This is a genomic window from Pseudomonas sp. NPDC089996 (assembly GCF_044748405.1).
GTDB lineage: Bacteria > Pseudomonadota > Gammaproteobacteria > Pseudomonadales > Pseudomonadaceae > Aquipseudomonas.
The window spans coordinates 92,738-113,759 of record NZ_JBIVGA010000016.1; the positions used below are offsets into that span (position 1 = coordinate 92,738).

Annotated in this window: 14 protein-coding genes; 7 read left to right on the forward strand and 7 right to left on the reverse strand. The window is 63.9% G+C overall.

Annotation, left to right across the window (positions count from 1 at the left end):
- Positions 1-26 precede the first annotated feature (26 nt).
- On the forward strand, positions 27-7,892 hold the full coding sequence (locus ACIPW4_RS23455; RefSeq protein WP_400662015.1) for a retention module-containing protein: 7,866 nt from the start codon (positions 27-29) through the stop codon (positions 7,890-7,892).
- 77 nt (positions 7,893-7,969) lie between these two features.
- Here the strand turns inward: ACIPW4_RS23455 and ACIPW4_RS23460 are convergent, their stop codons facing one another.
- Positions 7,970-8,335 (reverse strand): YbaN family protein, encoded by a 366-nt coding sequence (locus ACIPW4_RS23460; protein WP_400662018.1) that lies wholly within the window; start codon positions 8,333-8,335, stop codon positions 7,970-7,972.
- 7 nt (positions 8,336-8,342) lie between these two features.
- Positions 8,343-8,930 (reverse strand): YecA family protein, encoded by a 588-nt coding sequence (locus ACIPW4_RS23465; protein ID WP_400662021.1) that lies wholly within the window; start codon positions 8,928-8,930, stop codon positions 8,343-8,345.
- A 246-nt stretch (positions 8,931-9,176) separates the two neighbouring features.
- Between ACIPW4_RS23465 and recQ the strand changes: the two genes are divergently transcribed.
- Together recQ and ACIPW4_RS23475 are read left to right on the forward strand one after the other, a co-directional pair.
- Positions 9,177-11,321, forward strand: coding sequence for a DNA helicase RecQ (gene recQ / locus ACIPW4_RS23470; protein ID WP_400662023.1), 2,145 nt, complete (start codon positions 9,177-9,179; stop codon positions 11,319-11,321).
- A gap of 138 nt (positions 11,322-11,459) precedes the next feature.
- Positions 11,460-11,897 carry a MarR family transcriptional regulator gene (locus tag ACIPW4_RS23475; protein WP_400662025.1) on the forward strand — a complete coding sequence of 146 codons (438 nt, stop codon included), beginning with the start codon at positions 11,460-11,462 and terminating at the stop codon, positions 11,895-11,897.
- A gap of 32 nt (positions 11,898-11,929) precedes the next feature.
- Here the strand turns inward: ACIPW4_RS23475 and ACIPW4_RS23480 are convergent, their stop codons facing one another.
- A complete protein-coding gene (locus tag ACIPW4_RS23480; RefSeq protein WP_400662027.1) occupies positions 11,930-14,116 on the reverse strand; it encodes a patatin-like phospholipase family protein in 2,187 nt (728 codons plus the stop codon).
- A gap of 67 nt (positions 14,117-14,183) precedes the next feature.
- On the opposite strand from ACIPW4_RS23480, the gene ACIPW4_RS23485 reads away from it, so the two are divergent.
- The gene (locus tag ACIPW4_RS23485; RefSeq protein WP_400662030.1) at positions 14,184-14,465 is read left to right on the forward strand and encodes a SelT/SelW/SelH family protein; all 282 of its coding nucleotides are present in this window, start codon (positions 14,184-14,186) and stop codon (positions 14,463-14,465) included.
- Here the strand turns inward: ACIPW4_RS23485 and ACIPW4_RS23490 are convergent, their stop codons facing one another.
- Positions 14,466-15,356, reverse strand: a complete 891-nt coding sequence (locus ACIPW4_RS23490; protein WP_400662032.1) for a DMT family transporter — start codon at positions 15,354-15,356, stop codon at positions 14,466-14,468.
- 181 nt (positions 15,357-15,537) lie between these two features.
- A complete protein-coding gene (locus ACIPW4_RS23495) occupies positions 15,538-16,302 on the reverse strand; it encodes an AraC family transcriptional regulator (RefSeq protein ID WP_400662034.1) in 765 nt (254 codons plus the stop codon).
- Positions 16,303-16,428: 126 nt separating this feature from the next.
- Here ACIPW4_RS23495 and ACIPW4_RS23500 point away from each other — a divergent pair, with 126 nt between their 5' ends.
- Entirely contained in the window at positions 16,429-17,244 is an 816-nt protein-coding gene (locus ACIPW4_RS23500) for a UDP-2,3-diacylglucosamine diphosphatase (RefSeq protein WP_400662037.1), read from the forward strand.
- Positions 17,245-17,262: 18 nt separating this feature from the next.
- Here the strand turns inward: ACIPW4_RS23500 and ACIPW4_RS23505 are convergent, their stop codons facing one another.
- The gene (locus tag ACIPW4_RS23505; protein ID WP_400662040.1) at positions 17,263-17,574 is read right to left on the reverse strand and encodes an Mpo1-like protein; all 312 of its coding nucleotides are present in this window, start codon (positions 17,572-17,574) and stop codon (positions 17,263-17,265) included.
- Positions 17,575-17,729: 155 nt separating this feature from the next.
- Here ACIPW4_RS23505 and ACIPW4_RS23510 point away from each other — a divergent pair, with 155 nt between their 5' ends.
- Complete coding sequence (locus ACIPW4_RS23510; protein WP_400662042.1) at positions 17,730-18,791, forward strand: AraC family transcriptional regulator; 1,062 nt, start codon at positions 17,730-17,732, stop codon at positions 18,789-18,791.
- On the opposite strand, the gene ACIPW4_RS23515 is transcribed toward ACIPW4_RS23510, so the two are convergent.
- Positions 18,748-20,202: a TrkH family potassium uptake protein gene (locus ACIPW4_RS23515; RefSeq protein ID WP_400662044.1), complete on the reverse strand. Its 1,455-nt coding sequence runs from the start codon at positions 20,200-20,202 to the stop codon at positions 18,748-18,750. The genes ACIPW4_RS23510 and ACIPW4_RS23515 overlap by 44 nt on opposite strands.
- A 102-nt stretch (positions 20,203-20,304) precedes the next feature.
- Here ACIPW4_RS23515 and ACIPW4_RS23520 point away from each other — a divergent pair, with 102 nt between their 5' ends.
- Positions 20,305-20,862 (forward strand): NAD(P)H nitroreductase, encoded by a 558-nt coding sequence (locus ACIPW4_RS23520; RefSeq protein ID WP_400662046.1) that lies wholly within the window; start codon positions 20,305-20,307, stop codon positions 20,860-20,862.
- Positions 20,863-21,022 lie beyond the last annotated feature (160 nt).

Here is a 21,022-nt window from a genome sequence, read left to right on the forward strand (position 1 = left end):
CGATCAGTAAGGGGAGGCATGCGCTCATGGCTAAGTTAGTCGGTGTGGTCAGCAAGGTAGTGGGTCAAGTATTCGCCGTCGCCGGCGACGGTACTCGGCGTCCCTTGGTAGAAGGCGACCGCCTGTTCGCTGGCGAGCAGCTGGAAACGGGCGTTGCGGGGGCCGTGGCGGTGCACCTGCAGAACGGTGCCGAGCTGACCCTGGGCCGCGACAGCAGCCTGCAGATGACGGCGGACCTGCTCGCCAACCGGGCGCCCCATGTGGAGGGCCACGACGCTGCGCCGAGCGACGCGCAACTGACGGATGTGGAGCGTATCCAGCAGGCAATTGCCGCTGGCGACGACCCGACCCAGAGCGCCGAGGCAACCGCCGCCGGGCCAGGCAACGGGAATGCTTCTGGCGCGCTGGGGGGTGGCCATAGTTTCGTCCTGCTGAGTGAAGTGGGGGCGCGTGTCGATCCCGTGGTGGGCTTCCCGACGGCGGGCTTCAATGGCATTCCCGAACTCGCCATGCGCGAAGTGGGCGGCCTTGACCCCAGCAATGGCAGCTCACTCAACGGTCGTCCAGTGGGAGGCGACGATGGCCCTGCTGAGCCTTCCATCCCGCCGGTAGTCGAGAATCACTCCGTCACCTTGTCAGGGCTGGATATCGCCCCCGCCGAGCTGGGCCTGAACGAGGCGAACCTGGAGTTGGGCTCTGCCAGCGACGCGGCGGCCTTGACCCAGCACGGCAGCTTCACCGTGGTGGCGCAGGATGGCCTGTTCAACCTTAGCGTCGGTGGCATCGACGTGGTGACCGGTGGCCTGGTGACCGGCGTTGGCCAGTCGATCACCACCGGGCTGGGCAACACCTTGACCATCACCGGCTATAACCCGACCACCGGGGTGGTGAGCTACAGCTACACGCTGACGGGTAACGAAAGCCATCCCGACGGTGCCGGTGCCAATAGCATCAGCGAACATTTCGATGTGGTCGCCACGGACGCCGATGGCAGTACTGCCACTGGCAGCCTGGATGTGAACATCGTCGATGACGTGCCCAAAGCGGTGGATGACAGCAACGCCGAGACAGCAACCGAACAGCATGTCGAGCTGACCGGGAACGTGCTGACCAACGATGCTCAAGGTGCCGACCGCGTGGCGGGCGGCCCGGTAATCGCCGGTACGTTCACCGGCACCTACGGTACGCTGGTCCTGGCTGCAGACGGCTCCTACACCTATACGCTCAACCCCAACGCCCCGGACTTCAAGAACCTGGGCGGTGGCGGCGATGGCGTGGAGAACTTCTCTTACACGATCAAGGACGCTGACGGCGACACCAGCACGGCAACTCTGACGCTGAACATCAGCAACCTCAACGACCCTGTCACCCTCGATGGCCTGGACGTGCAGAACGGTGGGTTGACCGTTTACGAGAAGAACCTGAGTGACGGCACCTCGCCAGACGCGAACGCACTGACCCAGCAAGGTAGCTTCAAGGTCACCGCGGCGGATGGCCTGCAAAGCCTTACCGTGGGCGGTATAGCGGTCGTCACTGGCGGCGTGGCCGCCGGCTTCCCGCAATCGGTGACCACAGCGCAAGGCAACACCCTGACTATCACCGGCTACAACCCGGCCACTGGCGTGGTGAGCTACAGCTACACGCTGACCGACAACGAAAGCCATCCCGACGGTGCCGGCACCAACAGCATCAGCGAGCATTTCGACGTGGTCGCCAAGGATGTCGACGGAAGCACTGCCACTGGCAGCCTGGACGTGAACATCGTCGACGATGTGCCCAAAGCAGTGGATGACAGCAACGCTGTCACGGCGACCGAACAACACACAGAGTTGACCGGCAATGTGCTGACCAACGACGTGCAAGGCGCCGACCGCGTGACGGGCGGTCCGGTCATCGCCGGTACGTTCACCGGCTCCTACGGCACGCTGGTCCTCGCCGCCGACGGCTCCTACACCTACACGCTCAACCCCAACGCCCCGGACTTCAAGAGCCTGGGCGGTGGCGGTGATGGCGTGGAAAATTTCACCTACACGATCAAGGACGCCGACGGCGACACCAGCACGGCGACCCTGACCCTGAACATCAGCAACCTCAACGATCCGGTCACCCTCGACGGCCTGGACGTGCAGAACGGTGAGTTGACCGTTTACGAGAAGAACCTCAGCGACGGCACTTCGCCGGACGCGAACGCACTGACCCAGCAAGGCACCTTCAAGGTCACGGCGGCGGACGGCCTGCAAAGCCTGACCGTTGGTGGCATCGCCGTGGTCACGGGCGGCGTGGCCGCTGGCTTCCCGCAATCGGTGACCACACCGCAAGGCAACACCTTGACCATCACCGGCTACAACCCGGCCACTGGCGTGGTGAGCTACAGCTATACGCTGACCGATAACGAAAGCCATCCCGACGGTGCGGGCACCAACAGCATCAACGAGCACTTCGACGTGGTCGCCAAGGACGTCGACGGCAGCACCGCCACTGGCAGCCTGGACGTGAACATCGTCGACGATGTACCGCAGGCGGTGTCGGATACCACCAGCGTCGTGGAGGGCGGCACAGCCACGGGCAATGTTCTCTGGAACGACAAACTGGGCGCAGACCAGGCAGGCACCAGCAATGTCGTGGTCGGTGCACGCGCCGGCTCCGACACTTCGACGTCCGCCATCGGCAATCTCAACACCGAGATCGCCGGCCAGTACGGCACCTTGACCATCGATGCGGCGGGTAACGCGGTCTATCACGCCAACCCGAATGCGGTGCTGCCGCCAGGCGCCAGCGATGTCTTCGTCTACACCATTCGTGACACCGACGGCGACGAGAGCACCACGACCATCACGATCAATGTGCAGGACTGCTCGCTCGTCGCAGGGCCCGTTGGCGGGGTGACCGTCCATGAAAGCGCGCTGGATGTTCACCAGGACGGCAACGACCTGGCTGCAGGCACCGTCACCGGCAGCGACCCGGACTCGACGCGTGAAACTGCATCCGGCAGCCTGGCAGGCACGGCCAGCGGCGGTGTCGGTGCATTGACCTACAGCCTGGTGGGCGATGCCACAGGCCAGTACGGCCAGCTTCACCTGAACGCCGACGGTACCTACACCTATACCCTGACTTCACCTGCCAACTCGCCGACCCATGCCAATGACGGCCCCAACACCGTCACTGAATCCTTCACCTACCAGGTAAAGGATTCGCTCGGCAACTCGACCACCAGCACCCTCGTCATCACCATCGTCGACGACGTGCCGCAAGCCCACAGCGACTACACCAGCGTGTACAAGGGCGACGAGGTGCGCGGCAACGTGTTGTACAACGATGTGGTCGGGGCTGATGTTCGCAATGACGGCAACTATGTGGTCGGCGTGCGTGCCGGCAGCGACACCAGCACTTCAGCCATCGGCCAGCTGAACACCCAGGTGAATGGCCAGTACGGCTACCTGACCATCGACGAGAAGGGCAACGCGGTCTATCACTCCAACCCGGACGTGGCGTCGCCGCGCGATGCCGTCGACACCTTCGTCTACACCATCCGCGATGCCGATGGCGACGAAAGCACCACGACAATCACCATCAACGTGCACAACTCGCTGATGGCCTGCGCCGACCGCGATGTCACGGTGTACGAAAATGCCCTGGACTTGAACAAGGACGGCAACGACCTGGCAGCCGGCAGCGTTACCGGCAGTGACCCGAGTTCAACGCGTGAAACCGCCACCGGCACCCTGGTCGGCTCTGCCAGCGGCGGTGTCGGTGCGTTGACCTTCAGCCTGGTGGGCGATGCCGCAGGCCAGTACGGCCAGCTTCACCTGAACGCCGACGGCACCTACACCTACACCCTGACTTCACCTGCCAATTCGCCGATCCACGCCAATGACGGCCCCAACACCGTCACTGAAACCTTCACCTACCAAGTGAAGGATTCGCTCGGCAACTCGACCACCAGCACGATTGTCATCACCATCGTCGACGACGTACCGCAAGCCCACAGCGACTACACCAGCGTGTACAAGGGCGACGAGGTGCGCGGCAATGTGATGTACAACGATGTGGTCGGTGCCGACGTGCGCAGCGATGGCAATTACGTGGTCGGCGTGCGTGCCGGCAGCGATACCAGTACCTCGGCCATCGGCCAGCTGAACACTCAGGTGAATGGCCAGTACGGCTACCTGACCATTGATGACAAGGGCAATGCGGTCTATCACTCCAACCCGGACGTGGCGTCACCGCGCGATGCCGTCGACACCTTCGTCTACACCATCCGCGATGCCGATGGCGACGAAAGCACCACGACGATCACCATCAACGTGCATGACCCGCGCATCGAAGTGTGCATGGACGGCGAGGCCACGGTGTTCGAGAAAGCCCTGGACCTGAGCAAGGATGGCAGCGATCTGGCCGCAGGCACGGTCACCGGCAGCGACCCGACATCGCCGCTGGAAACCGCCTCTGGCAGCCTGGTCGGTTTGACCAGTGGCGGCATAGGCGCCTTGTCCTACAGCCTGGTCAGCAATGCAGTCGGCCAGTATGGGCAGATTCATCTCAACGCCGACGGCAGCTACACCTATACCCTGACGTCGCCAGCCAACTCACCGACCCATGCCAACGATGGCGCCAACACCGTCACTGAATCCTTCACCTATCAGGTTCAGGACGCCTACGGCCATTCGGCCACCAGCACCATCGTCATCAGCATTGTCGACGACGTGCCCCAGGCTCATTGCGATTTTGTCAGCGTGTACAAGGGCGACGAGGTGCGCGGCAATGTGATGTACAACGATGTGGTGGGGGCCGACGTTCGCGGTGACGGCAACTACGTGGTCGGTGTGCGTGCCGGCAGTGACACATCCACCTCGGCCATCGGCCAGCTGAACAGCCAGGTGAATGGGCAGTACGGCTACCTGACCATCGACGAGAAGGGCAATGCGGTCTACCACTCAAACCCTGACGTGGAGTCGCCGCGGGATGCCGTCGACCGTTTCGTCTACACCATTCGTGATGCCGATGGTGACGAAAGCACCACGACCCTGACCATCAACGTGCACGACGCAAGGCTCATCGCCTGCGAAGACCGCGATGTCACGGTGTTCGAGAAAGCCCTGGACCTGCACAAGGATGGCAACGACCTGGCAGCAGGCAGCGGCATCGGCAGTGATCCGGGCTCGACCGGCGAAACGGCATCCGGCTCGCTGGTGGGCTCGGTGTCCGGTGGTGTGGGGGCACTGACCTACAGCCTGGTGGGCAATGCTGTCGGCCAGTATGGGCAAATCAGCCTCCAGCCTGACGGCAGCTATACCTACACGCTGACCTCGCCCGCCAATACCCCGGGTGCCGATTCGGCAGTCGAATATTTCACTTACAAGGCCACCGATTCCCTGGGCCACAGTGTTACCAGCAACATTGCCATCACCATCGTCGATGACGAGCCCAACGCAGTCTGCGCCGTGCGCAGCATCACCCCGGGCCAGGTAGACTCCAACATCCTGCTGGTGATCGATGTGTCCAGCAGCATGGCGTCGGCATCCGGCATCCCGGGCCTGACTCGCCTGGAAGCAGCCAAGCAGGCCATCGCTGCACTGCTCGACAAGTACGACGGCATGGGCGACATCAAGGTGCAGATCGTCACCTTCGGCACGGGCGCGCAGATCCAGTCGGCCGAATGGGTCAGCATCGACGCAGCCAAGTCGATCGTCAACGGCTTGCACGCTGGCGGCACCACCCACTACGACAGCGCTGTCACCACAGCCCAGGCGGCTTTTGCCCAGAATGGCAAGCTCGATGGCGCGCAGAATGTCAGCTACTTCTTCTCCGATGGTGAGCCCAGCTCCGGGCATGCCATTACCGCCGCCCGCGAAGCCACCTGGGAAACCTTCCTCGACAGCAATGGCATCAAGTCATACGCCATTGGCCTGGGCAAGGATATCAACGCGGGCAACCTGAACCCGTTGGCCTACGACGGCAGCAGCCATACCGACACCAACTCGGTGATCGTTACCGACCTCAACCAGCTCCATGGTGTGCTGTCGGGCACCGTGCAGGGTTCGCCGATTACCGGCAGCCTGCTCAGCGATGGCACCTTTGGTGCCGATGGTGGCTTCATCAAGGCACTGCTGGTGGACGGCACTACCTACACCTACGACCCGAAAGCCAACGCCGGGCAGGGTGGATACCTGGCCAGCGGTGGCGCAGACAACGCCAGCTTCGATACCACGGGCAATACGCTCACCATCAAGACCAGCCTGGGTGGCAGCCTGCTGGTGAACATGGACAGCGGCGAGTTCACCTACGCGCCGCCCAAGGGCGCTGACTACATGCAGTCCGAACGCTTCGGCTTCATGGTCAGTGACAACGACGGCGATACCAGCAGCGCCGACTTGCTGGTGCTGATCAATGGCAATCATGCGCCAGTGGCAGGCGCGGACCATGTGATTACCAATATCACCGGTGCCAGTATCACCGTGGCGTCCGAAGCGCTGCTGGCCAACGACAGTGATGCCGACAACGACCGCCTGAGCGCGGCGCCCATCACTTTCAACACGGACTTTGCCGACAAGGGTGCAGGGTTCACCGTTGGCACAACCGTGAAGAACATCACCTTCGATGGCCATGGCAACTCGCTCGACAACCAGCTCAAAGCGCTGGACCGTAGCGCTTTCACCACCAGTGCCGGCAGCATGACCGCGGCGCTGGTGGTGCTGGGCTACCTCGGCTCGCTCTCCAGCAGCAATGCCAACGCCGAAGACGTGATCAACGTCAGCTTGCGCAAAGGCGAGACCCTGCAGCTGGACCACGACCGTCCCGACGGCAACCTGAGCCTGGAGTGGAAGGACGCCACCGGCAGCTACCACTCCATTGCCGATGGCGGCAGCTTCACCGCCAGCCACGACGGGGTGTACAGCATCCATGTCGTCAACGAGATCAACCCGCTGGGCAACAGCAAGGCCGCCGAGAATTACAAGCTGAGCCTGGTGGTCGACTACAGCAACGCCGTCAACGAGGTGCATGAAGGCAGTTACACGGTCAACGATGGCCATGGCGGCAGCGCCACCGGCGCGGTGGATATCACCTACCAGGCCGGGTCGACGCTCGACGGCACGGCCGGGGACGATGTGCTGATCGCAAGCAATGCCGACACTATTCTCAAGGGTGGGGATGGCCATGATGTGCTGATCGGCGGCGCGGGCAATGACCACCTGTACGGCGGCAACGGCGATGACCTGCTGATTGGCGGGCCTGGCAATGACCTGCTCGATGGCGGAGCAGGCAACGACACGGCCAGCTACGCCTCGGCCGCTGGGGCGGTGACGGTCGACCTGAGCCTGAGTGGCGCGCAGAACACCGGGGGCGCTGGCGTCGACACACTGAACAGCATCGAGAACCTGATCGGCTCCGACTACAACGACACGCTGATCGGCAATGCGGGTGACAACCTGCTCAGTGGTGGCCTGGGTGACGATGTGCTCAAGGGCGGTGACGGCAACGACATCCTCATCGGTGGGCCGGGCAATGACACCATGACCGGCGGCAACGGCAACGACACCTTCGTCTGGCAGAAGGGCGACACCGGGCATGACACGGTGACCGACTTCACCCCGGGCAGTGATCGACTGGACCTTTCGCAACTGCTTCAAGGCGAGAATGCCACCGCGGCTTCGCTGGATGACTACCTGCACTTCAAGGTCAGCGGCACGGGCAACAGTGTGGTTTCGACCATCGAGGTGAGTAGCGTGGCGGGGGCCGCGCCGACCCAGACCATCGACCTGGCAGGGGTCGACCTGGCACAGCACTACGGCGTGACGGCAGGGGCGGGCGGGGTGATTTCGGCGGGGCATGATACGGCGACCATCATCACCGGGATGATCAATGATCATTCGTTGAAGGTGGATACGGTCTGACAGGCAGGCCCTTGCCTCCTGTACCGGCCTCTTCGCGGGCGTGCCCGCGAAGAGGCCGGTACAGGAGATAGCAGGGCTCAACTTGGTCGGCGGAGGGTCTTCTGCTTGAGGATGTACGCGGTCACCAGCACCGCACTGGTCAGCATGAAGGCCCTGGCCCAGAACAAGGGCACCAGGTAGCAGGACAGCCCGATGCTCGCCCACATCAGCCCGATGGCGTAGACCTTGCCCTTGAGCGGAATGCCCTCGCCACTCAGGTAGTCACGTATCCACGGCCCGAGTTTAGGGTGGTTGACCAGCCAGTCATGAAAGCGCGGTGAGCTGCGGGCGAAGCAGGCCGCCGCCAGCAGCAGGAACGGGGTGGTGGGCAACACCGGCAGGAAGATACCCAGCACCCCCAGCGCAACACTGAGCCAGCCGATGGCCAGCAGCAGGTAGCGCATGGCCGACTCAGTGGTGGCGTGGCTTGAGCAGCGCCGGCTTCTCGTCTGGAGCGTGCAGCAGCAGGAACAGTGCGCTCAGCGCTTCGGGGATCTGCACGATCATGTCGTCCTGCAGGTTGGCGTTGCTGGCGATGTCGGCGAACTCCGGCTGTTCGTCGAACAGGCCGGAACCGACCATGATCGGCAGCAGCATCTCGCTGACTTCTTCCTCGGCGTTCTCGAACCAGGCCTCTTCACGCAGGAACACACCCTCCATGAAGCCGATGCACCAACCGCGCAGGTCGGAATCGTCCGGCTCGTCGGTCAGGTCCAGGTCGCATGGCAGGTCGAATTCTTCGTCGCTGGCCAGTTGGCGGGCGATGTGGCCTTTGAGAGCCACCAGCGTCGCTTCGACCTCGGTGCGCTGGGCATCGCTGGCGTAATGGGGCTCTTCGGCGAACAGCGCGTCGATCCATTCACGCTCGGGGACGTCCTCGGAGCAGATCGACAGCGCGGTCAGGTAGCCGTGTGCGGCGACGTAGTCCAGCGCTTCTTCGTGCAGCTCGTCGGCGTCGAGGAAGGCTTGCAGGCGGGTCAGTTGCTCGGCGAAGGACATTACAGGGCTACCTTGGGGGAATAAACGATAGTGAATTCTAGCACCTTGCGGCGGCAGCGGGGCAAAGGGAACGTCTGTCACCGGGCATCCTGTGCGGGCCGTCACTACGGTATACTCCGCCGTTTTTCATCCAGGGGCGGGTTTTCCCGGCCACCTGGCAAAAGCCGCTTACGCTTTTGGCGTGTGCGGGGCGGGTTTTTCGTCCAGCCTGTGTCCAGGATGGTACGGCGATTTGTGGAGTTGCACATGCTCGAACAGGCTCAGCGCGTTCTCAAGGATATCTTCGGTTACGACAGTTTCCGTGGGCGCCAGGCAGCGATCATCGAATGCGTGGCCAATGGCGGCGATGCCCTGGTGCTGATGCCTACCGGTGGCGGCAAGTCGCTGTGCTTCCAGGTGCCTGGCTTGCTGCGCCCAGGCCTGACGGTGGTGGTGTCGCCGCTGATTGCGCTGATGGACGACCAGGTCGCCACCCTCGACGAACTCGGCGTCGCCGCCGCAGCGCTGAACTCCACGCTGAGCGCGGAGCAGCAGCGTGACCTGGCCGGGCGCCTGCGCCGCGGCGAGGTGAAGATGCTCTACCTGGCGCCTGAGCGCCTGGTGCAGCCGCGCATGCTGGACTTCCTGCGCGATCTCGATATCTCGCTGTTCGCCATCGACGAAGCCCACTGTGTATCGCAATGGGGCCATGACTTCCGTCCGGAGTACCTGCAACTGGGGCAGCTGGCCGAGCTGTTCCCGCATGTGCCGCGCATCGCCCTGACCGCCACTGCCGACATGCGTACCCGCGAGGAGATCGTCCAGCGCCTGCACCTGCAGGGCGCCGAACGCTTCCTGTCGAGTTTCGACCGGCCAAACATCTTTTACCGCATCGTGCCCAAGGAGGCGCCACGCAAGCAGTTGATGGCCTTCCTCGGCGAGCGCCGTGGCAACGCCGGCATCGTCTACTGCCTGTCGCGCAAGAAGGTCGACGAAACCGCTGCGTTTCTGTGCGAGCAGGGGTTCCCGGCATTGCCGTACCACGCGGGCCTTGCCGCCGAGACCCGTGCCGCCAACCAGCACCGCTTCCTCAATGAAGAGGGGCTGATCATGGTCGCTACCATTGCCTTCGGCATGGGCATCGACAAGCCCAACGTGCGCTTCGTTGCCCACCTCGACCTGCCCAAGTCGCTCGAAGCCTATTACCAGGAAACCGGCCGCGCCGGCCGTGACGGCCTGCCGTCGGATGCCTGGATGGCCTACGGCCTGCAGGACATGGTGATGCTCAAGCAGATGCTGCAGAACTCGGAGGGTGACGAGCGCCACAAACGCATCGAGCAGCACAAGCTCGACGCCATGCTGGCCCTGTGTGAAGAAACTCGCTGCCGGCGTCAGTCGCTGCTGGCGTACTTCGACGAAACCCTCGAACAGCCCTGCGGCCATTGCGACAACTGCGTCGACCAGATCCAGACCTGGGATGCCACCGAGCCTGCCCGCCAGGCGCTGTCGGCCGTGTTCCGCACCGGCCAGCGCTACGGCGTTGGGCACCTGGTCGATGTGCTGCTGGGCAAGGACACCGAGAAGGCCCGCAACTTTGGCCACGAGAAGCTCTCGGTATTTGGCGTCGGCAAGGGCCTGGCCGAGGCTGAATGGCGTTCGCTGTTCCGTCAGCTGGTAGCACGCGGGCTGGTCGACATCGACCTGGAAGGCTACGGTGGCCTGCGCCTGTCCGATAGCTGCCGGCCGCTGTTGCGCGGCGAGGTGAACCTGCAGCTGCGCCGCGATCTCAAGCCGCAGACCGTCGCCAAGGCGTCCTCCAGTGGCGGCAGCCCGGCCAGCCAGCTGGTGCGCGCCGAGGAGCGCGAACTGTGGGAGGCGCTGCGCACCCTGCGGCGCAAGTTGGCCGAAGAGCACAGCGTGCCGCCCTATGTCATCTTCCCCGACTCCACCCTGCTGGAGATGCTCCGCAGCCAGCCGACCAGCCTCAGCGACATGGCCCAGGTCAGTGGCGTGGGGGCGCGCAAGCTGGAGCGCTATGGCCAGGCATTCCTCGAAGTGCTCAACGGCGCCGGCGGCACCGAGGAGGCGCCGAAGGTGGTGCTCGACCTGCGCCACGAACTGGTCAGCCTGGCCCGCGCCGGCATGACGCCGGCACAGATCGCCGGGCAGCTCGACTGCAGCGAGAAGAACGTCTACAGCTTGCTGGCCGAGGCCCTTGGCCGCCGGGAACTGAGCCTGGAGCAGGCGTTGGACGTGCCGGAAGACCTGATGATGGAAGTGCAGGATGCCTTCCTCGACGGCGAGGGCGAACTGCCGCCGGTCTCGGCGATCGCCCCTTTGTTCGGCGCACGGGTACCCGAGGGCGTGCTGTACTGCGTGCGTGCGGCACTGGCGGCGGAGTTCGAGCTCTGATAGGCGGCATTTCAGTCAACTGCTGATGTTTGTCATCCTTTTTGACGATTATCGGACGTTTCCAAAGCGGGCAGCCTTGCCTGATGCTCTGGAGCATGGTTAGCTGACTAATAATTAGTTCTAGTCCAAGAGTTGCTTATGCCCCTGACCGACAACCAACACCGCTTCGGCATGCAGCTGGCGCAGATGTCCCGTGGCTGGCGTGCCGAGCTGGATCGCCGCCTGGCCGGGCTCAACCTGTCCCAGGCGCGCTGGCTGGTGTTGTTGCACCTGGCACGCTTCGAAGAAGCGCCCACCCAGCGTGAGCTGGCGCAAAGCGTGGGGGTAGAAGGCCCGACCCTGGCGCGGCTGCTCGACAGCCTGGAAAGCCAGGGCCTGGTGCGCCGCCAGGCGGTACTGGAAGACCGGCGGGCAAAGAAGATCGCGCTGTGCCCACCGGCCAAGCCGCTGATCGAGCAGATCGAAACCATTGCCAACGCCCTGCGCCTGGAGCTGTTCACGGGCGTGGATGAGGCGGACCTGGAAGTGTGCATGCGGGTGCATGCCAAGATTCTCGCCAACCTCGAAAAAACCTGAATGCTCAGGGGCCGCAAAGCGGCCCCGGCAATTCAGAAGGCGTGCCCCAGGTTCAGATACACCGCCTGCTCATGGGCACTGTTGCCCCCATAACTCAGGTTCAACGGCCCCAACGGCGTCTCCAGCCCCAGGAAGATGCTCGCCGCATTGATATAGCCACTGTCGAACTCATTGTCGTTGTTCCACGCCCGCCCGCGCTCCAGCGAACCGCCGATATACAGCGGGAAGTCCAGCGGCAGATAGGCCCGTGGTGTGAGGCGCCGGTAATAAACCATCCGCAGCAGGCTGACGTTCTGCCCCGACACCGAGTCCTGACGGAAGCCCGACAGCTCCCTGGCGCCCCCCAATACGAAACTCGAAGTCACCACCTCGGTCGCGTCCAGCGTGCGCCCATAGCGCCCACCCAGCACGAAGGTGTGCGCCCCGACGCTGAACGCCTTGTCCAGGTTCAGCAACCACTGTCGGTAGTCCTCGTCCGAATCCAGTGACTGGTCGTACTTGCGGAAAGTCAGACCGATGTCCTCGCCACGGTGAGGGAAGTACACATTATCGAGGGTGTCGAACGAGTACTTCAGCTCGTAGAAGCCTTCGTTGAAGCTGACCGAGGGCAAGTCCTGATCGCCAATGCGCACTTCTGCCTCACCCCAGGCCTTGCCCACGCCAAGGCGCACTTCGCCGGACGTGCCGATCTGGCGGCCGACATTGAGGCCAAAGCCATAGCGCTCCAGTCGGTACTCGGCGATCGGGTCGTTGTCCAGGGTTGCCTCGATGTTCTGCGAGCCGATGTCCAGATAGGGCGCGACGAAGTAGCGCGAACCCACGTCCAGCGGCTGGTAGAACTCACTGTACAGCTCCTGCTGGTCACCGATCTGGGCACGGGTCAGCCATTCAGCACCGAGTTGGTTGATGCCGTTCATGCGGTAGCTGGCGCCGAGGTTGAAGGCGCTGTCACCGCGCAGGTCGTCCGACAGGTTCAGGCCCAGACGCAGGTAGTCGGTACCGCCGCGCTTGCCGCGGGCATTGATCACCAGGGTGTTGTCATCGCCCTTGTGCACCACCCGGTACTGCACCCGATCGAAGTAGTCCAGGCCATAGAGAGTCCCCATGTCGGTCTGCAGGCGGTCGAGCGCCAGTGGTTCGCCAATGGGCTGGCGGATGTAATAGCGGATCACGTCGTCGCTGACCTTGGAGTCGTTCTCTATCCTGATCGCGGTGATCACCGGCGTGCGCTGACCCGGCGAGCGGGCCACGGCCAGGCTGGCGTCGCGCTCTGGTTGGCGCAACGCAGTCAGGCGCGTGTCCAGCAGGCGTGCAGCGCGATAGCCGGCGTCGATCATGTCCTGGGCACGGCCGAAGTCGGTGACGCCAAAGGCGGCCAGTTGGGGCTGGATCAGGATGTCATCGCGGTGCAGGCTGGCCAGTTGCTCCTCGGAATTGCGCCGGGTCATCAGGGTTATCGACTGATTGAGCACGTCGACCACCGTGGCCAGCTGCTTGCGGTCGCGCAGCGGGGTGCCGATATCGACGACGATGGCCAGGTCGACGCCCATTTCCCGGGCAACGTCGAGCGGGATGTTGTCGGTCATCCCGCCGTCCACCAGCAAGCGGCCGTCCAGTTCGACCGGGGCGAACACGGCCGGGATCGACATGCTCGCGCGAATCACCTGCGGCAGGTGGCCACGGCTGAACACCACCTTTTCGCCGCTGGCGATGTCGGTAGCCACGGCGCGGAAGGGGATTGGCAGCTTGTCGAAGTCGCGGGTGTCGGCGGTGTGGGCCAGTTTGCTTTCCAGCAGCAGTGCCAGGTTCTGGCCCTGGATCACGCCCAGTGGCAGGCCGAGGCTGCCGTCGTCGCGAAAACTCAATTTCTGTTTGACCAGGAAGTCGCGGTCATCTTGCTTGCGCCGGAATGGCACATCCTTGCGGGGCGGGGCATCGGACAGCGCCTGCTGCCAGTCCAGTGTGGTGGCGAGCTTTTCCAGTTCTTCGACGCTGTAGCCGGAGGCGTACAGCCCACCCACGACTGCGCCCATGCTGGTGCCGGCGATGGCGTCGATGTGCACGCCCTGTTCTTCCAGGGCCTTGAGCACGCCGATATGGGCCAGGCCACGGGCCGCACCGCCAGACAGCACCAGGCCGACCTTGGGGCGGGCAGGCTCGGCGGCGAATGCGGTGAGGGCAGTGAGCGTCAGCAGAAGGCAGAACAGCAGGCGGTGCATCGTGAGTCTCAAACCGGAGGCTAAAGACCGCTAGTATAAGCGGCCCCTCACCTGGAGATGCCTCAGCATGGCCGACAACAAGCCGGAAATCGTCATCACTTATTGCACGCAGTGCCAATGGCTGCTGCGTTCGGCCTGGCTGGCCCAGGAGCTGCTCAGCACCTTCACCGACGACCTCGGCCGGGTGGCACTGGAGCCGGGCACTGGCGGGATTTTCCGCATCACCTGCAACGGCGTGCAGATCTGGGAGCGCAAGGCCGACGGGGGCTTCCCCGAGGCCAAGGTGCTCAAGCAGCGGGTTCGCGACCAGATCGACCCGCAACGCGACCTCGGCCACAACGATCGCTGATCAGACGCCCTCGGCCACGGCCTTGTGCCGTGGCGGTTGCTCGGCGGCCATGCGGCTGGACAGCACGATGGCGAAGATGATCAGCACGCCACCGAGCAGCATGCGCAGGGTCGGCGTTTCGGCAAACACCGCCCAGGCCACGGCGATGCCGTAGACCGGTTCCATGGCAAATACCACGGCGGCGGTGCGCGCCTTGATGACCCCCAGGCTGGCCACGAACAGGCTGTGGGCGACGCCGGTGCAGAACACCCCGAGCAGAGCGATCCACAGCCAGTCCATGCTGGCGACCTGGCTCAGGCCCGGGCCGGCGAAAGGCAACAGGCACACGCCGACCACCAGGTTCTGCCACAGCGCCGCCTGTACGGCCGGCAAGCGCCCGGAGCCGGCACGGTTGGTCAGCGACAGCAGCGAGAACAACAAGCCAGAGAGCAAGGCCCAGAGCAGGCCGGCGGTGGCCTGGCTGGCCAGGTCGAATGCCGGGGTGACCAGGATCAGTCCGATGCTGACCAGCACCACCAGCACGCCTTCGTTGCGGCGGATGCGCTCGCGGAACAGCAGGCCTTCGAGGATCACCGTGAACGCCGGGAAGCTGGCGAAGCCCAATGTGGCGATGGCCACGCCGCCGACCTTCACGGCGATGAAGAAACTGACCCAATGGCCGGCCAGCAGCACGCCGCCGAGCAGCAGGCGACGCATGTCCTGGCCACTCAGGCGTCGCCAGCCGGGCCCGGTCAGGCTGGCGAACAGCGCCAGGGCCAGCACGGCAAAAGCGGCGCGGCCGAAGACGATGATTGCCGGGCTGGCGCTGGCGGCCAGTTTGCCGAAGACGCCGGTCAGGCCGAAGAACAACGCGCCGATGTGCAGGGCGCCGAGGGCAGTGCGGTGGTTCATTGCAAGTCCTTTGATTCTTTACTGGCTTTGCTGGCCTCTTCGCGGGTAAACCCGCTCCCACAAGTACTGCACTGGTTTCAGAATCTGCAAGATCCCGGTGGGAGCGGGCTTGCCCCGCGAAAGGGCCGGCACAGGCAAAGTGTAAAGCCAAAGGCCGGCACGTTCTGTCGCCATCCTGCTGTCAGTTGTCGCCAGGCGCTCGCCGCATGGTCAGCGGCGAGCAACCAAACGCGCGCAGCATTGCCGCCGAAAACGCACTCTGCGAGCTGTACCCCACCCGCGCGGCTATTTCCCCCATTGGCAACGAAGTCTGCATCACCAGCCGCCGCGCCTTGAGCAGGCGTCGCTGGCGAATGTAGTCCATCGGTGTCATGCCGCATTCTGCGGTAAAGCGCGCATGCAGTCGGGTAGCCGACAAGCCGGCGATGCGCGCCAGGTCGGCCACCTGCAAGGGGTACGCTGCCTGCTGTTCGATATGCACATCGAATGCGGCATAGGGCAGGCGCTGGCTGGGCGCGACCATCGCCGAGGCGCTGGGGTTGAGGCTGGCCAGCAGCAGCACCGCGCCTTGCCGGGCGATCAGCGGGTCGTCCATGGGGCTCGTCGCCAGCCAGTCCACCAGTTGCTGCTGGCGATCGTCCAGCTCCCGTGCGCCAGGCTGGTCGAGCAGGCGCCGGCTGGCATCGGCATGCACGCCCAGTTGCTCGTGCAACCAGTGCTCGCCGGGCACATCCAGCACCAGGCAATCGCTGCCGATGTCGCTGCCGCAGGTGTGATGGGCACCCGCGGGTACCACCATCAACCCTTGGCGGGCGACCCTGGCACCGTGGCCTTGCACCTCGAAATCCAGCCGGCCGTGCAGGCCGAACACCAATTGCGGGTATTCGTGACTGTGGGCGATCAGCTCATCGCGGTAGTGGCGCAAGGAAAGTATCGGGCCGGCCATGGGGCATCCTCGTGGGGCTGCTCGCCATTGTGCCGCATTCCCGGCAGACCATCACTCGTCACATGCCTGCCACCAACCTGTCACCTGGCCCTGCCAGTCTCCAGCAAACAGCGCCGGAGCCTGCCCATGAGCCATGCCGAACTCTCTCGCCCGTCACGCAAGCAGCGCGTGCGCACGTTGTGGATATCCGACGTGCACCTGGGGACGCGTGACTGCCAGGCCGAACACCTGTCACGGTTCCTCAAGGGCTACCAGGCCGACCGTATCTACCTGGTCGGCGATATCATCGATGGCTGGAAGCTGCGCAGCGGCATCTATTGGCCGCAAGCCCACACCAATGTCATCCGCCGCCTGCTGACCATGAGCAAGCGTGGCACCGAGGTGATCTACGTCACCGGCAACCATGACGAATTCCTGCGCCGTTACTCGAAGCTGATGCTGGGCAACATCCAGCTGGTGGACGAGGCCGAGCATCTGACCGCCGATGGCCGTCGGCTGTTGGTGATCCATGGCGACCAGTTCGACGTGATCACCCGCTACCACCGCTGGCTGGCCTTCCTCGGCGACCGTGCCTACGAGTTCACCCTGGTGCTCAACCGCTGGCTCAACCATTGGCGTGCGCGCTACGGGTATGGCTACTGGTCGCTGTCGGCGTACCTCAAGCACAAGGTCAAGGGGGCAGTGAACTTCATCAGCGACTTCGAGGATGCAATTGCCCACGAATGCACCCGTCGCGGCTTTCACGGGGTGGTCTGCGGGCATATCCACCATGCCGAGATTCGCCAGGTGGGAGAGGTGGAGTACCTCAACTGCGGCGATTGGGTGGAATCGTGCACGGCACTGATCGAGCACTGGGATGGCAGCATCGAGTTGTATCGGCTGGCCGATGCCCAGGTGCGTCTGGCCGAGGAGGAGGCTGCTGCGTTGCGCGAGCCGGCATGAGCCGGCTGCATCCGCAGGTTACATACTGATCCTGCCGAGCAGGATGTCGCGGAACATGGCGAAGTCGCCGACCAGGCTGTACCACGGGTGGTTGAAGGTCGCCGGTCGGTTCTTCTCGAAGAAGAAATGCCCGACCCAGGCAAAGCCGTAGCCACAGAACGGCACCGCCAGCAGCAGCCACCACATGCCGCTGCCGATGGTGTAGGCGAGCAGGGCTATCACCAGGCTGGTGCCGACGAAGTGCAAACGTCGGCAGGTGGGGTTGCTGTGTTCCCCAAGGTAATACGGATAGAACTCGGCGAAACTGCGAAACTGCGCGGTGGTTGTCATGGGCAGTACTCCGGGATTATCACTTTTGGACAGGATACACGGCGTGGAGCCTGAATCGAGTCTAGAGTCATTGGCGGGGCCGGCCAGTGACAATAGGCGCCAAATGAGTATCCTTGGGGTTCACCGCATGATGCGGTCAGCATAAGAAGCCTGCCATGAGTGAAAGAACCACGTCAGCCAGCTGGGCATCAGGGATTGTCAAGGCGCTGGAGCTGGAAGGGCTCGACTGCCCGGCCATGTTCAAGCAGCTGGGACTGGATTTCGCGGCACTCGACGACCCGGATGCACGCTTTCCGCAGGATGCCATGACCCGCCTGTGGCAGCTGGCGGTCGAGCTCTCGGGCAACGAAGCCATCGGCCTGAACATGGCCCGGGTGGTGCGCCCGGCTTCGTTCCATGTGGTCGGCTACGCGTTGATGTCCAGCCGCACCCTGGCCGAAGGGTTCGAGCGGCTGGTGCGCTACCAGCGCATCATTGCTGAAAGCTCCGACCTGAGCTTCACCCTCGGCCCTGAAGGCTATTCGCTGATCCTGACCGTGCATGGCGATCACCTGCCACCCACCCGGCACAGCGCCGAAGCGTCGCTGGCCTGCGCCCTGGCCTTGTGCAAATGGCTCAGTGGCCGGCCGGTACAGCCACGGCGGGTGCTGGTGCAAGGGCCGCAGCCGAACGATATCGAGCCCTACAAGGTGGCTTTCCATTCCCCGCTGGTGTTCGGCGCGCCGCATGATGCACTGGTGTTCGAGCGGGCCGACATGGAAGCGCCATTGCCCACTGCCAACGAAGCCATGGCCATCCTGCATGACCGCTTTGCCGGTGAATACCTGGCGCGCTTCTCGGAAAGCCGCGTGACTCACCGGGTGCGCCAGGTGCTGTGCCGCATCCTGCCGCAAGGCGAACCCAAGCGCGATACCCTGGCTCGGGCCCTGCACCTGTCCCAGCGCACCTTGCAGCGCCGTTTGCAGGAAGAGGGCACCAGCTTCCAGGCCTTGCTCGATGACACCCGTCGCGAACTCGCCGAGCAGTACCTGGCCCAGCCGGGCATGACCCTGCTGGAAACCGCCTACCTGCTGGGCTTTGCCGACCCGAGCAACTTCTACCGGGCGTTCCGCCGCTGGTTCGATGTGACCCCCAGCGAGTACCGCGCCCGGCTGAGCGCGGAGCCTGCCGAGGTCAGTGGCGCCAGAACGCCGGCATGCACAACACCAGCACCGTGATGATCTCCAGGCGGCCGAGCAGCATGCCGGTGGCGAGGATCCACTTGGCGGCATCCGGCAGCGTCGAGTAGTTGCCTGACGGCCCGACCACTTCGCCCAGCCCCGGGCCGACGCCCGACACCGTACCGGCGGCGCCGGTCAGCGCAGTCATCCAGTCCACGCCCAGCAGCGACAGCAGCAGGGCCATCACGCAGATGGTGATGGCGAAGAAGAACGAGAAGGTCAGGATCGAACGCACGATCTCTTCGTCCAGGCGATGGCCGTTGTACTTCTGCTTGATCACCGCGCGCGGGTGGATCAGCTGGTTGAGGCTGGCCTTGAGCAGGATGTAGGCCACCTGGAAGCGGAAGATCTTGATACCGCCGGCCGTGGAGCCGGAGCAGCCACCCACGAAGCCCAGGTAGAAGAACAGCATCAGCGAGAAGTTGCCCCACAGGCTGTAGTCGCCCAGTGCGAAGCCCGTGGTGGTGACCACCGAGGTGACGTTCAGCGCCACGTGGCGCAAGGCATCGAGCCAATGCAGGTTGGTGGTGTACCAGTACCAGGTGCCAAGCACGAGCCAGGTGACCACCAGCATGCCCAGCAGGCCCTGCACCTGCTGGTCGCGGATCAACGCCTTGCGGTTGCCGCGCAAGGTTGCCACGTACAGGGTGAAGGGCAGGCTGCCGAGGATCATCACCACCACCGCGACCCAGTGCACGGCGGGGATGTCCCACTTGGCCAGGGACTGGTCGGAGGTCGAGAAACCGCCGGTCGAGATCGCCGACATGGCGTGGTTGATGGCATCGAACGGGCTCATGCCGGCCCACCAGAAGGCCAGGGCGCCAAGGATCGAGAAGCCGACATATACGCCGACGATCGACTTGGCGACCATGTGCGAGCGCGGCATGACCTTCTCCGAGCGGTCCGACGACTCGGTCTGGAACAGGCGCATGCCACCGATGCGCAGCAGCGGCAGGATCGCCACCGCCATGGCGATGAAGCCGATGCCGCCGAGCCAGTGCAGCATCGAGCGCCACATCAGGATGCCCGGTGACATGCTGTCGAGCCCGCTGAGTACCGTGGCACCGGTGGCGGTGATGCCGGACATGCTCTCGAAAAATGCGTCCGTATAGCTGATGTGCTGGGTCAGCAAAAAGGGCAGTGCGGCGAAGATGCACACGACCACCCAGCTGCTGACAGTCAGCAGGTACATGTCGCGAGGCCGCAGGTGCACATGCTCGGGGCGGCCCTGGACGACCAGTGCCAGGCCGGCGATGAAGGTGATCAGGCTCGACCAGAGAAACGAAGGCATGTCGCCGGTGCGTTCGAAGATCATCAGGGTCGCCATGGGTACGGCCATGCCCACGGCCAGGGTAATCAGGAAGATGCCGATGATGAAACCAATGATCCTTAAGGTCGGCAACGCCATGTGATCTGCTCTGACTCGAAACGGAAGGGCGCCATTCTACCTATGGGTCTGCTGATGTAAACGCTAGAATGGCCGCACATTTACCTGCCAGGAGGGTAGCCGATGGAGGCTCTCGACGCATTGCTCAACCGTGTTTCCGTGCCACGCCTGACCGACCCTGCGCCCAATGAGGCCCAGCGCGAGGCATTGTTCCAGGCCGCCTTGCGCGCACCGGACCACGGCCAGTTGCGGCCGTGGCGCTTCCTGACCATCGAGGGTCAGGGCCGCGACAAGCTCGGTGAGTTGTTCGCCGAAGCGCTGCAGCACAAGGGCGACGCCAGCCAGGCTGCGCTGGACAAGGCACGGGCAATGCCGCTGCGGGCGCCGTTGCTGATCGTGGTGATCGCCAAACTGCAGGACCACTTCAAGGTGCCCAAGTCCGAGCAGCGCCTGGCGGCGGGGTGCGCGGCTCATGGCATCCTGATTGCGGCGCATGCCCAAGGGATCGGTGCGGTGTGGCGTACTGGCGACATGGCTTTCGATGCCCATGTGCACAAGGGCTTGGGCATGGCCGAGAATGAAGAGCTGATCGGCTATCTGTATGTCGGTACGCCGGTGGCCGAGCCGCGTACGGCGCCGATTCTGGAGACTGCCGAGTACGTCAGCGTCTGGGGCGAGTAACGCGCTGGATTCTTCGCGGGCAAGCCCGCTCCCACAGGAAAGCACCATATTCAAGGGCAGTGTTGACCTGTGGGAGATTCTATGGCAGGAGGCAATTTCTTTGAGGAGCCAGCCTCCCAGCGTTTTCCGTTGCCTTCAGGCGTGAAGCATCGCACTTGAA

What these genes read in the sequence shown, in the direction of transcription:
- ACIPW4_RS23485 (WP_400662030.1), top strand. Translation starts at nt 14,184, where the DNA reads ATGGCCGACAACAAGCCGGAAATCGTCATCACTTATTGCACGCAGTGC.
- ACIPW4_RS23480 (WP_400662027.1), bottom strand. Translation starts at nt 14,116, where the DNA reads ATGCACCGCCTGCTGTTCTGCCTTCTGCTGACGCTCACTGCCCTCACC.
- ACIPW4_RS23460 (WP_400662018.1), bottom strand. Translation starts at nt 8,335, where the DNA reads ATGCGCTACCTGCTGCTGGCCATCGGCTGGCTCAGTGTTGCGCTGGGG.
- ACIPW4_RS23455 (WP_400662015.1), top strand. Translation starts at nt 27, where the DNA reads ATGGCTAAGTTAGTCGGTGTGGTCAGCAAGGTAGTGGGTCAAGTATTC.
- ACIPW4_RS23505 (WP_400662040.1), bottom strand. Translation starts at nt 17,574, where the DNA reads ATGACAACCACCGCGCAGTTTCGCAGTTTCGCCGAGTTCTATCCGTAT.
- ACIPW4_RS23500 (WP_400662037.1), top strand. Translation starts at nt 16,429, where the DNA reads ATGAGCCATGCCGAACTCTCTCGCCCGTCACGCAAGCAGCGCGTGCGC.
- recQ (WP_400662023.1), top strand. Translation starts at nt 9,177, where the DNA reads ATGCTCGAACAGGCTCAGCGCGTTCTCAAGGATATCTTCGGTTACGAC.
- ACIPW4_RS23490 (WP_400662032.1), bottom strand. Translation starts at nt 15,356, where the DNA reads ATGAACCACCGCACTGCCCTCGGCGCCCTGCACATCGGCGCGTTGTTC.
- ACIPW4_RS23475 (WP_400662025.1), top strand. Translation starts at nt 11,460, where the DNA reads ATGCCCCTGACCGACAACCAACACCGCTTCGGCATGCAGCTGGCGCAG.
- ACIPW4_RS23510 (WP_400662042.1), top strand. Translation starts at nt 17,730, where the DNA reads ATGAGTGAAAGAACCACGTCAGCCAGCTGGGCATCAGGGATTGTCAAG.
- ACIPW4_RS23515 (WP_400662044.1), bottom strand. Translation starts at nt 20,202, where the DNA reads ATGGCGTTGCCGACCTTAAGGATCATTGGTTTCATCATCGGCATCTTC.
- ACIPW4_RS23465 (WP_400662021.1), bottom strand. Translation starts at nt 8,930, where the DNA reads ATGTCCTTCGCCGAGCAACTGACCCGCCTGCAAGCCTTCCTCGACGCC.
- ACIPW4_RS23495 (WP_400662034.1), bottom strand. Translation starts at nt 16,302, where the DNA reads ATGGCCGGCCCGATACTTTCCTTGCGCCACTACCGCGATGAGCTGATC.
- ACIPW4_RS23520 (WP_400662046.1), top strand. Translation starts at nt 20,305, where the DNA reads ATGGAGGCTCTCGACGCATTGCTCAACCGTGTTTCCGTGCCACGCCTG.